This window comes from Shewanella sp. SM21 (assembly GCF_025654335.1).
Classification (GTDB): Bacteria; Pseudomonadota; Gammaproteobacteria; order Enterobacterales; family Shewanellaceae; genus Shewanella; species Shewanella oncorhynchi.
The window spans coordinates 90,697-103,074 of record NZ_JAKKRL010000003.1 but is presented as its reverse complement, the minus strand read 5'-3'; the positions used below and the strand labels follow the sequence as shown (position 1 = coordinate 103,074).

11 protein-coding genes are annotated in these 12,378 nt (G+C 45.9%); 9 read left to right on the top strand and 2 right to left on the bottom strand.

Going from position 1 to position 12,378, the window contains the following annotated elements; genetic code table 11:
* Positions 1–5 precede the first annotated feature (5 nt).
* The 5 genes from L5L94_RS04675 to L5L94_RS04655 all read left to right on the top strand — a co-directional run bounded on the left by L5L94_RS04675 (position 6) and on the right by L5L94_RS04655 (position 3,349).
* On the top strand, positions 6–419 hold the full coding sequence (locus L5L94_RS04675) for a YjfI family protein (RefSeq protein ID WP_105251554.1): 414 nt from the start codon (positions 6–8) through the stop codon (positions 417–419).
* An 11-nt stretch (positions 420–430) separates the two neighbouring features.
* Positions 431–1,120 carry a PspA/IM30 family protein gene (locus L5L94_RS04670; RefSeq protein ID WP_028761835.1) on the top strand — a complete coding sequence of 230 codons (690 nt, stop codon included), beginning with the start codon at positions 431–433 and terminating at the stop codon, positions 1,118–1,120.
* A 164-nt stretch (positions 1,121–1,284) separates the two neighbouring features.
* Entirely contained in the window at positions 1,285–1,938 is a 654-nt protein-coding gene (locus tag L5L94_RS04665; protein WP_028761836.1) for a hypothetical protein, read from the top strand.
* Between the two features lie 101 nt (positions 1,939–2,039).
* On the top strand, positions 2,040–2,369 hold the full coding sequence (locus L5L94_RS04660) for a hypothetical protein (protein ID WP_028761837.1): 330 nt from the start codon (positions 2,040–2,042) through the stop codon (positions 2,367–2,369).
* 155 nt (positions 2,370–2,524) lie between these two features.
* Complete coding sequence (locus L5L94_RS04655) at positions 2,525–3,349, top strand: ion transporter (RefSeq protein WP_263161539.1); 825 nt, start codon at positions 2,525–2,527, stop codon at positions 3,347–3,349.
* Positions 3,350–3,432: 83 nt separating this feature from the next.
* On the opposite strand, the gene L5L94_RS04650 is transcribed toward L5L94_RS04655, so the two are convergent.
* A complete protein-coding gene (locus L5L94_RS04650) occupies positions 3,433–4,929 on the bottom strand; it encodes an inorganic triphosphatase (protein ID WP_263161925.1) in 1,497 nt (498 codons plus the stop codon).
* Between the two features lie 231 nt (positions 4,930–5,160).
* On the opposite strand from L5L94_RS04650, the gene L5L94_RS04645 reads away from it, so the two are divergent.
* From L5L94_RS04645 to putA, 4 genes are all read left to right on the top strand, one after another.
* Positions 5,161–5,841 (top strand): TIGR00153 family protein, encoded by a 681-nt coding sequence (locus L5L94_RS04645; protein ID WP_105251552.1) that lies wholly within the window; start codon positions 5,161–5,163, stop codon positions 5,839–5,841.
* 26 nt (positions 5,842–5,867) lie between these two features.
* Complete coding sequence (locus tag L5L94_RS04640; protein ID WP_113939029.1) at positions 5,868–7,157, top strand: inorganic phosphate transporter; 1,290 nt, start codon at positions 5,868–5,870, stop codon at positions 7,155–7,157.
* 224 nt (positions 7,158–7,381) lie between these two features.
* Entirely contained in the window at positions 7,382–7,933 is a 552-nt protein-coding gene (locus L5L94_RS04635; protein WP_173248552.1) for a TIGR04211 family SH3 domain-containing protein, read from the top strand.
* A gap of 257 nt (positions 7,934–8,190) precedes the next feature.
* Positions 8,191–11,385, top strand: a complete 3,195-nt coding sequence (putA, locus tag L5L94_RS04630; RefSeq protein ID WP_263161536.1) for a bifunctional proline dehydrogenase/L-glutamate gamma-semialdehyde dehydrogenase PutA — start codon at positions 8,191–8,193, stop codon at positions 11,383–11,385.
* A gap of 144 nt (positions 11,386–11,529) precedes the next feature.
* Here putA and L5L94_RS04625 read toward each other — a convergent pair whose 3' ends face one another.
* Complete coding sequence (locus tag L5L94_RS04625; RefSeq protein WP_263161533.1) at positions 11,530–12,375, bottom strand: hypothetical protein; 846 nt, start codon at positions 12,373–12,375, stop codon at positions 11,530–11,532.
* Positions 12,376–12,378 lie beyond the last annotated feature (3 nt).

Sequence of the window (12,378 nt, the reverse complement as noted above, 5' to 3'; positions counted from 1 at the left end):
CAAATATGAATATCCATACCATTGCCAATCACCTCAACAGTCTTGGCAACAACAGCCAAACTGGCTTTCAATTTGATTGTTATCCAATCGATGGTGAAGTCGAAGTGTTGCAAGTGAATGTGGTCGGCCGTGAAGAAATCCCGGTATTTGTATCGGTAACGGACAACCAAGTACTTTGCATCAGCTACCTGTGGGGCGAGAACGAAGTAAATCAAGAACGTCGCAGTGAAATGTTTGAAACCATGCTAGAGCTCAACATTCCAATGCCCTTGTCAGCTTTTGCAAAAATTGATGACAAATACGTGGTTTACGGTGCGCTATCACTACAATCTAGCATGCTCGAAATCGAGCAAGAATTAGCAGTTTTATCTGATAACTGTTTAGAAGTTATTGATGAATTGGTCGACTATCTGAAATAAGGAGCCACAAAATGGGCATTCTGAATAAAATTTTAACAGCGTTTCGCGGTGGTGCCACCGAAGTTGGCCAAAGCATCGTTGACGCAAACTCAACCCGTATTTTCGAACAGGAAATCCGTGATGCAGAAAAGCATTTAACCAATGCTAAACGTGAACTGACCGATGTCATGGCAAAAGAAATGCAAGCCAGCCGTGAAATTGACCGTCTGAAACGTTCGATTGCAGAACACGAAGGTTATGCGACTCAAGCATTGGACAAAGGTAATGAAGCCTTAGCGATTGAAATTGCTGAAAAGATTGCTCAGTTAGACCAAGAGTTGTCTGAGCAACAAAGCGCCAACGACAGCTTTAGCGCCCATGCTGCACGCTTGAAAGACTTAGTGAAGAAAACCGAACGCCAATTGTCTGATTATCAACGTCAGTTGAGCATGGTTAAAACCACCGAAAGCGTCCAAAAAGCGACGGCAACCATTACTGACTCGTTCGCGTCTAGCAACTCTAAGCTGCTGAACGCTAAAGATTCACTAGAACGTATCAAGGCACGTCAGCAACAATTTGACGACCGTTTAAAAGCGGCTGAAACCTTAGCCGATGAAAACAGTGATAAGTCGTTGCAAGCCAAACTAGCCGAAGCAGGTATTGGTGAGCAAAAGTCAAACGCTAATGCAGTGCTAGATCGAATCAAAGCACGTAAAAGCTAAGCAATGATTGACCGAATGCCGAGTCTCAGTGGGATCATCACCCCCTACTGACCTCGGCATTTTTTTGTTTCATCCTCATTAAATAAAAATGACCACTATTGCCCGTGAATATCCGCAGCCAATCAATATGAGGCCGCACGCGAGCATAGTCAGCAGGAGTCACTATGGGATTTTTCAATAGTATTTTTGGTAAGAAAGCCCCGCCACAGCGCGAGCTCAATCACCCGTCCCAGCTCAATGTCGGCGACATGATCTCAATTGATGATAGTTTTGCCCTGCCACCACAACTCCGTGGTCAACAATTAAGAGTCGAAGCCGTACATACTTACGAGTCTGAACGTAAACAACACTCCGAGTGGTTACTCAAGGGACATGGTAGCGATACTCTCTTTTTGAGCATTGAAGAAGACGACGAAACCTATCTCGCCTTTTCGATTAAGGTTTCCCGCGCCCAAGTGGAGCAATTATTCGATCTCGAGCAATTCAGCGCCCTGTTCGAGGAACCGGGTCATGCCGAGTTAACTACGCAAGTATTACCGGCCGACTTAGCTGAACAACTTGAACAATGGCTTGGAAAACAATACCACCAAGTGACTTTTGCCGCTTTTGGCTATTTCCATCGTCAGGATTATCGTGGCCAAAAGCCGCCACAGGATGCCAATGGCGCCACAGGTGAGCCCTTTGAGTACTATTTATTACTTGATGACAATGAAAGCTGCGCCGTCGAAGTGGAAGTCTACGAAGGAGGTGATACCGATGTTGTCTTGACCCTATATCGCCCACTAACGGATATTCGGGAATACTGGCCGGCGAAATAACACGAAAATAAGATAAAGTGCGTGCTCGCACTTTATCAATAATCCCAATACAATCTCACAGATAAGCGCTAGAAACGGTTGATAGCAATAGGTAATACGCCATGAGTAAAACCAAACACCCTCTGCCCGAGCAATGGTTAAAGAACCAACAAGCCGCTAAGGCGACACAGGTTGCCTTCGATCTCGATGAAAAATTTCAATACTCTATTCGTAAAGCCGCGTTAGATGCAGGCGTTAGCCCTTCTGATCAAATTCGCACTATTTTAGGTCTTAGCGTATCGAAACGGCCAACGCGTCCGCGTCTTACCGTGTCACTCAATGCAGATGACTATGTGCAACTGGCAGAGAAATATGGTTTAAGTGCCGATTCACAGCTAGAAATTAAACGCCGTGTACTCGACGATTTAGTCCACTTTGTTGATGAAACCTAAAGCAACGCAGATCTCAAGCGCCAACCCTTCTTTCCATTGGCTGGCGCGATTAATCGATATATAGCCCTTTTATTAACTCAGTCAATTTACTCACAGCCTAAAGTCTTTTACTTTAGTAGTGATATTCGCCGCACTTAACAGGGTTCATGTTTGGCATGACAGATAAAACCCCATGGTCGCTTCGCACCCTTGGCACTCCTTCTCCATTCGAAATGGCGATGATGCTATTGTCCTTGCTGTCGGTGATCATCGTACTTGTCATGACCTTCGGCCGCCTAGATAGCGAAACCTACCGCTTGCTCTTCTTTGTCGATACCAGTATTTGTATGATTTTTATGATCAACTTCTTTGTTGGGTTGATCCGTGCTCGCGATAAACGCTTTTTCATTAAACACCATTGGATTGATTTTATTGCCAGTATTCCGGCGATTGAAGCCCTACGTATGGCACGGCTTTTTCAAATCCTACGGGTAATACGCCTAATCCGCATGAGTCGCTCACTGCTGCTCCCACTGGTAAAACAACGTAAACAAGCCACCTTAGCCAGTTTACTGGTTGCTATGGTGACGATTCTGACATTAGCTTCCGTCATTATGCTCATCGTCGAAAGCGGCACCGAAGGCGCCAATATCCAGACCGCTGAGCAAGCGATTTGGTGGGCATTAGTCACTATCTCTACCGTCGGCTACGGCGATTATTATCCTGTAAGCACAGCAGGCCACATCATAGGTGGCGTGGTCATTGTCAGCGGTGTGAGTTTTTTTGGTGTGATTTCAGGTTATATGGCATCGGTATTTGTCGCGCCAGATGAATCTGAACGCCAAGAACGCCAAGATGCGCATAAAGCCGAAATCAAATCAGAGCTTGAATTAGCCTTAGCGAGAATGGAAGAGAACCAACAAAAAATAGAACAAAATCAAGCGCAAATGCTGGCTCAAATTGCGGAACTTAAGCAGACTATCGAAACAAAAAATAGCTGACTTTGTTGCGAAAACGGACTAATGAAAAGGCTCAATCTATATTAGATTGAGCCTTTTCCGTTTATCAGCGATAAAAAGTAATATTACCAGTAGACCTGCTGTTGCATCGCGTTACGGCGTGTCGATTCCATAGCAAACAACAAACTCTGCTGCTTGTCTTCCAGCCACTCAGCTAAATTGATATCTAACTCCCGACTCGCATCCTGTAAGGCGCGATAACAAGCTAAAGTTTTAATCCCAAGCGCGAGATCTTGCCAAGGTGCACGAAATGCGTCCCGTGATTTCGCCTCATATAAACTGCCGTAGGCATGACCCACAAGAATGCTCGCATCCAACACTGTGGCCACTTGTAGATAATTCGCCGCTGTCATGACGCTATTGAGTGGCATGACCTCAATTATCGCCACCCAAGAAGCTTGCTGAGCACGATCGGCATGCTGGCGTAAACCAGGCTGATGGGTGATGTCCACTTCACCAGCACTGATCTTTAGCAACAGTTCAACAATAGCCAGCTGTAGTTGACCATATTCAGTCTGTTGCCATAGGGAGAGTAAGCGTCCCGTCAGATTAATCTCTGTCAGTTGCGCCAGAAGTCGCGCTTTAACTTGGGCATGTTGGCCAAGCTTAGCAAATAAGCCTCTTTGGCTACCAAGCAAGGCGGTCAACGCCTGTGCCCGCTCAATAAAATCGAGCTGCTTTTCAATCAGCATAAATTGGCTAGACAGTGTCACATTCAATAATTCGAACTGATTTAAGGTCATTCGCAGCAAACGAATACAGGCGCGCATCCGCCACCATAGTGCCACACAGGCTTCAGGGTCACTTTCCTCTGCGATCATGCTCTCTAATAATTGCCAGCGCTCAAGGGCGGTTTCAAGCAGGATTTGGCAGTTTGCACTTAAATCCAGTAAAGAAGAATCGTGTGACTCGGCCAGTGGCAGAAATTCCAATGCTTTTAAATCGAGCGGCTTAGCCTTGCCCGCCAATCGATAGCCCCGCTGCGCTTTACTGGCCTTACCTAAACGCACTGGCACCACACTCGCCACTTGCATCGCTAGCTTAAGTAGCGCATCAGTATCGCCACTGAGGAATTCAAACTCGAGCTCACACAGGGCTTCTTGCTGGCCATTTGCGGTGATTTCACCTATGTCTAACGCAACTTCGACCACGCTGTTATCAATCTGAACATGCCAAGCGCGACGATAAAAATCGGTGTGAAATATACAAGTCAACTGAGCTTGAGTAGCTGCTAAATCGGCATCAGCGGGCCAAATGCTGATAGGAAATAGACTTAAGTCTGGGCTATCGGATTGGATAGTCACATTGTATTCTGGCCGCGAATGAATGCCGCCCACGACTTGTCCTGCGGTTTTTATGGTCTGCTCTCGGTGCGCATCGTAACCGCGCACCCGCAATCCCATGTCCCACTGACGTAATTGCAAGTCAGGGGTGTCAAAGTAACCATTCGCCAAACGACGTTGACCTTGAGGTACGGCATTATCGAGACTATCTAACTTATTTATCAGGGATTCTTGATATATCGGCAGGAAAAACAGTTTTAATTCAATCTCAGCATTCATTGCATAACCGCTCATTTTGTCATCAAATATTCATCGATGCGTCATTTTTAGTTCATAATGTCACAAATGTGTCATAAAAATCCCGTAGGATTTGGTTTTGCAGTTGGTATATAACCCGTTAGAATAAACCTGTCGTTTTTTCTGAAAAAACACAGTTTCAATACGCGGACGCATAGGTTAACATGCGCCCGCTTTTTCCAATAATGGAACAATCTAAATAGGTAAACGGCAATGCCAGTAAACTCTATTTTGGGCGTGTTTGCAAAATCGCCAATTAAGCCTCTTCAAGAGCACATGGACAAAGTACACGATTGCGCATCGTTACTCGTCCCCTTTTTCGAAGCCACTATCACAGGCAACTGGGACAGTGCAGTTCAATTACGTAAGCAAATTAGTTTAGCCGAGAAGCAAGCAGATTCACTAAAACGTGAAATCCGCCTTACTCTGCCAAGCGGTTTATTTATGCCAGTAGAACGTACAGATTTATTGGAACTTTTAACTCAACAAGACAAGATAGCCAACAAAGCCAAAGATATTTCCGGTCGTGTTATCGGCCGTCAGCTGTTAATCCCTCAGGTCATGCAAGTCCCATTTATTGCTTATCTACAACGCTGTATCGATGCGGTAGCACTAGCAAAACAAGTCATTAATGAACTCGAAGATCTGTTAGAAACAGGTTTCCGTGGCCGTGAAGTCGACTTAGTGGCAAAAATGATCAACGAACTCGATATCATCGAAGAAGATACTGACGATCTACAAATTCAGTTACGCCGTCAGTTATTCGCTATGGAATCTGAATTGAATCCTGTCGATGTGATGTTCCTCTACAAAACGATTGAATGGGTCGGTGGTCTTGCAGATCTTGCCGAACGCGTCGGTTCGCGTCTTGAGCTTATGCTGGCTCGCGTTTAACAAATTAAGGTTATCAAGGTATCAATATGGTTGATGCAGGTATTGAGGTGGCTAACGTCTTAGTCACCAATGGCCCGTGGCTTATTGCCATTGCGGCTGCATTTGGTTTTCTCATGGCATGGGGTATTGGGGCGAATGACGTCGCCAATGCGATGGGAACCTCTGTAGGTTCAAACGCAATTACAATTAAACAAGCGATTATTATCGCAATGATCTTTGAGTTTTCCGGTGCATTTTTAGCTGGGGGCGAAGTTACCAATACCATTCGTAGCGGTATTATTGATTCTAGCTATTTCACTGCGACTCCTGAATTGCTGGTTTACGGCATGATAGGATCATTGTTGGCAGCAGGTATTTGGCTTGTCGTCGCATCGGCTCTTGGCTGGCCGGTATCAACGACTCACTCCATCGTCGGTGCCATTATTGGCTTCGCCGCCGTGGGTGTTGGTGCAGATTCAGTCTCATGGGATAAAGTAGGCGGGATTGTAGGCTCTTGGATCGTAACCCCCGCTATTTCGGGCTTTATGGCATTCATCCTCTTCCAAAGCACTCAAAAACTCATTTTCAACACTGACGATCCATTGAGTAATGCTAAGCGTTTCGTACCTTTCTATATGGCATTTGCTGGTTTCATCATGTCATTAATGACGATTATGAAAGGCTTATCCCATGTTGGTCTGCATTTCTCAGTTACCGAGTCTTACCTACTCGCAGGTGCTATTGCTGCTGTAGTTGGTATCTTAGGTAAAATCGCCATTTCACGCTTACAAATGAGTGATAAAGCAGATCGTCAAACCCAGTTCAAAAACGTTGAAAAAGTGTTTGCGATCCTGATGGTTTTGACTGCTTGTTGTATGGCTTTTGCCCATGGTTCAAACGATGTAGCAAATGCGATTGGTCCATTAGCGGCGGTTGTTTCTGTCGTCAATAGCGGTGGTGAGATTGCAGCGAAATCACCTCTAGTCTGGTGGATTTTACCTTTGGGTGCCGTAGGTATTGTGATGGGTCTGGCGATTTTTGGTCAGCGCGTTATGCAAACTATCGGAAAAAACATCACTCACTTGACGCCAAGTCGTGGTTTTGCGGCAGAATTAGCCGCGGCAACGACTGTAGTTATTGCTTCTAGCACTGGTTTACCTATTTCTACCACACAAACCTTAGTGGGTGCGGTATTAGGTGTAGGTATGGCCCGTGGTATCGCAGCGATTAACATTGGTGTGGTACGTAATATCGTCGTATCTTGGGTTGTGACCTTACCAGCAGGTGCTGGCCTATCAATCATCTTCTTCTATATGATTAAAGGTATTTTTAATTAAGAAGTCTCGCTAAATGTGTTGCTGACATTAAGCAGTATTAGCGCCTAGGACTAGAAGGTCGTAGGAAAGATTGAATTAAATTGGAATGGTTATAGCATGGATGCCGTAAAGTTGAGGGAAGTCTATGACTTCCCTCTTGCATTACAGGCCTCAAATCCCTAGCATGTGCAGACTATTTCGTTGATGAGAATACAAAAGTGTTTAGACTCCTGACTCTGGTAGGAATGATCTTGCTGTCTTCCAACCTGCTGGCCGAAGGCCAATCCCGCTACATCTCGGATAACGTGTTTCTGTATCTTTTAGGTGGCCCTGGTACTGAGTTTCGAATTGTTGGATCAATTGAGGCGGGTCAACCTGTGACACTGCTCAACGAAACTCAAGGTGATTATTCCAAAATAATCGACCATAAAGGCCGTGAAGGTTGGGTACAAACCAACTTGATCAGTTCGACTCAAAGTTTCCGTGAGCAAGTCCCAGTGTTAACAACTGAACTCGCACAGGCCAAAGCTAAGTTAGCAGAAGTATCAAGTTCAACGGATAATCATGCCGGCGAACTGCTCGAATTAAAGGCTAAACTAAGCGAGTTAGAAACCAACCTAGCTAAAACGACTCAAGAACGTGATCAACTGAAAAATGCGGTAGATCGCACAGCTCAAGACGAGCGTTTTGAACTTTGGCGCCAAGGTGGATTAATCGCAGGCATGGGCTTAATCCTAGGCATTATTTTAGTGTATTTACCTAGACCACAACGTCGTAATAAAAAACGTTGGATGTGAGTCTGACACACAAAAAGTCTTAATTTACCTTCCAAAAGCCAGTGTTTTCAAACACTGGCTTTTTTGTCAATCAAGCGTTACATCGACTTATTAACAAGCTAATCAAACAAACTTCACAATCTTTCACGCTATAGTGTTGTCCGTCACATTTTGGTTGTATAATCTGCGCGCGCAAACCTTCATATTGTATACAAAATATCAAATGCGTTTGGCGCCTCCCAATTTGTTTCAACAATAGCGCCCCAATAACGGCCAAGATGGAAGCGATAACTATGTTCAAAGCGAGTGAAGTGCTGGCAGGCCGCTACGATTCTGCCAATCTCGACGAACTGTTCAAAGCAGTCAGCGACAACTACATTGTCGATGAAGAACAATACTTGTCAGAGCTGATCAAACTAGTTCCCTCAAGTGATGAAGCCATAGAGCGCGTCACTCGTCGTGCCCACGAACTGGTCAATAAGGTTCGTCAATTCGATAAAAAAGGTTTGATGGTCGGCATAGATGCCTTCCTGCAACAGTACAGCTTAGAAACACAGGAAGGCATTATCCTGATGTGTTTAGCCGAAGCTTTACTGCGAATTCCCGATGCGGCCACTGCCGATGCACTGATTGAAGATAAGCTTTCAGGCGCTAAGTGGGATGAGCACATGAGCAAGAGTGACTCAGTACTGGTTAACGCATCGACCTGGGGCTTAATGCTCACAGGTAAAATCGTTAAACTCGATAAAAAACTCGATGGCACCCCAAGCAACTTGCTGAGCCGCTTAGTGAATCGCCTCGGTGAACCAGTGATCCGTCAAGCCATGATGGCAGCGATGAAGATCATGGGTAAGCAGTTCGTACTGGGCCGCAACATGAAAGAAGCCCTAAAGAACAGTGAAGACAAACGTAAGTTAGGTTATACCCATTCCTACGACATGCTGGGCGAAGCAGCGTTAACTCGCAAAGATGCCGAGAAATACTATACCGATTACGCAAATGCGATAACTGAGCTCGGTGCTCAAAGCTATAACGAAAATGAATCACCGCGGCCAACAATCTCCATCAAGCTGTCGGCATTGCACCCACGTTACGAAGTGGCCAATGAAGACCGCGTCTTGACTGAACTGTACGACACTGTGATTCGCCTGATTAAGCTGGCACGTGGCTTAAATATCGGTATATCTATCGATGCTGAAGAAGTCGATCGCCTCGAGTTATCACTAAAACTGTTCCAAAAACTGTTTAATGCTGAAGCAACTAAAGGCTGGGGATTACTCGGCATAGTAGTACAAGCCTACTCTAAGCGTGCCCTGCCCGTACTGGTTTGGTTAACGCGTCTAGCGAAAGATCAAGGGGATGAAATCCCAGTTCGCTTAGTTAAAGGCGCCTATTGGGATAGCGAACTTAAGTGGGCGCAACAAGCTGGCGAAGCCGCTTATCCACTCTACACTCGCAAAGCCGGTACTGACGTTTCTTACCTCGCCTGCGCCCGTTACTTGTTATCGGATGCGACTCGCGGCGCTATCTACCCACAATTTGCTAGCCACAATGCGCAAACCGTGGCGGCAATTTCCGATATGGCGGGCGATCGTAACCATGAGTTCCAACGCTTACACGGCATGGGACAAGAGCTGTACGACACGATTCTGGCTGAAGCCGGTGCTAAAGCGGTACGTATTTATGCCCCCATCGGTGCCCATAAAGATCTACTGCCCTACTTAGTTCGTCGCCTGCTGGAAAACGGCGCGAATACTTCGTTCGTCCACAAACTGGTGGATCCTAAAACCCCCATCGAGTCATTAGTGGTACATCCGCTAACAACACTGACGGGTTACAAAACCCTGGCTAACAACAGAATCGTTTTACCTGCCGATATTTTCGGTAGCGAACGCAAAAATTCCAAGGGACTCAATATGAACATCATTTCCGAATCTGAGCCATTTTTCGCGGCACTAGAACAGTTTAAAAATACCCAATGGCAAGCGGGCCCTCTGGTTAACGGTAAAACCTTAACTGGCGAACATAAAACTGTTGTTAGCCCATACGACACTACCCAAACCGTAGGTCAAGTCGCCTTCGCCGACAAAGCTGCAATCGAAGCAGCCGTCGCGTCTGCTGAAGCAGCATTTACCTCTTGGGCACGCACACCAGTGGAAACCCGTGCCTCTGCACTGCAAAAATTGGCCGATTTATTAGAAGAAAACCGCGAAGAATTGATCGCCCTGTGCACCCGTGAAGCGGGCAAGAGCATTCAAGACGGTATCGACGAAGTACGTGAAGCCGTTGATTTCTGTCGTTACTACGCAGTACAAGCCAAGAAGATGATGGCAAAACCTGAACTGCTTCCAGGCCCAACGGGTGAACTGAACGAACTGTTCCTCCAAGGCCGCGGTGTATTCGTGTGTATCAGCCCATGGAACTTCCCATTGGCCATCTTCCTCGGTCAAGTGTCTGCGGCATTAGCGGCGGGTAATACAGTCATCGCAAAACCCGCGGAACAAACCTCGATTATTGGTTACCGTGCGGTGCAACTCGCTCATCAAGCGGGTATTCCTGTCGAGGTGCTGCAATTCTTACCAGGTACTGGTGCAACTGTCGGTAGCGCAATTACGGCCGATGAACGTATCGGTGGCGTGTGCTTTACCGGTTCTACTGGCACAGCAAAACTGATTAACCGCACACTCGCCAACCGCGAAGGCGCGATTATTCCATTAATCGCCGAAACGGGCGGTCAGAATGCCATGGTAGTGGACTCAACCTCTCAACCCGAGCAAGTGGTTAACGATGTGGTTTCATCATCATTCACCAGCGCGGGCCAACGCTGCTCCGCACTGCGCGTGCTATTCCTCCAAGAAGACATCGCCGATCGCGTGATCGAAGTCCTGCAAGGCGCCATGGATGAATTGGTGATTGGAAACCCAAGTTCAATCAAAACCGACGTAGGCCCAGTGATTGACGCCACCGCCAAAGCCAACTTAGATGCGCATATCGATCATATCAAGCAAGTCGGTAAGCTTATCAAGCAAATGCCGCTGCCTGCTGGCACTGAGAACGGTCACTTCGTGTCGCCAACAGCAGTGGAAATCGACTCAATCAAAGTGCTCGAAAAAGAACACTTTGGCCCAATCCTGCACATTATTCGCTACAAGGCAGCAGAGCTAAGCCAAGTGATCAACGAGATCAACAGCACAGGCTTTGGCTTAACCTTAGGTATCCACAGCCGTAACGAAGGCCATGCCCTTGAAGTTGCCGACAAAGTGAATGTGGGTAACGTCTACATTAACCGCAACCAAATCGGCGCTGTGGTGGGTGTACAGCCTTTCGGTGGTCAAGGCCTGTCAGGTACAGGCCCTAAAGCCGGTGGCCCACACTACTTAACCCGTTTTGTGACTGAAAAGACTCGCACCAACAACATCACCGCCATTGGTGGTAACGCCACGTTACTGTCACTGGGTGATAGCGAAGAATAAGCACACTGAACTTGCTTTAGAATATCGCTATGCATCTTTAGCCATCGCGATAACAATAAAAAAGCCAGACTGAGTCTGGCTTTTTTATTAGAGTCTAAAACGGTACTTATCTATGACGTAACAATTTAATTAAAATCTCAGTCATTACATATCCGTCATTAATACGGGTTGGCCAAAACCTTTAAGTTCAGCATGGGAGGACTCAAAATACTGTTGCCAAAACTGTTTCAACGGCAACATTACTTGACCGCCTCTAAATCCTTTTGATGTAGCAGGAACCCAACCCGCACCTAATACGTAAATATCTGCCTGCTTAAAATCACTCAGCATATTCGCTTTTTGTATTTTTAGCATTTCTTGCTCAGGTTCGATAACTTTTAAGGTGTTTTTACTGTAAAAGCTGGTCACATCTGAATTTTCAACCATATCGGACACAAGTAACAATACTCGGCGTCCTTCGGTATCGGCAGCCACTTGCGGCGCAATAACCTGAGATAAATTACTGAGGATTTCAGTTTTGGGCAAATCCACATCATTAGGTTTAAAAGCATGTTTTATATGGGCATCAATTTTACTTCTAACGAACTGAGCTTGCTTGTTCATGCAATTATCAAAAGCCATTAGATTTTTCTTCGATACGTCATCCCTGTCAGCAATATCAGTATCCAGCCTGCCACTAAACAAAACATCGGTATAAAAATCTTTTACATAAGCACTAAAGCTAATGATAGTAATTTTATCCCCAGCTTGTAGGAAGAGATGCACTTTCTCATGAACTAACTGTTTAATATTTATGTCCGGAGAAAAAGTACCATCGATCGCCACAAACAAATGTCGGCCAGAAACTGTCTTTGCCGTTAGTGGATCAATTTTGGCAAACTCGTAGCAACTTTTAATATCATTTCTCTCAGCGGCCATCGCAGGCAAACACATAAAAATAGCTAAAGTGCCAAACAAGCCAGTAACCACCAACTTAGCAAGCTTTGTCATTCC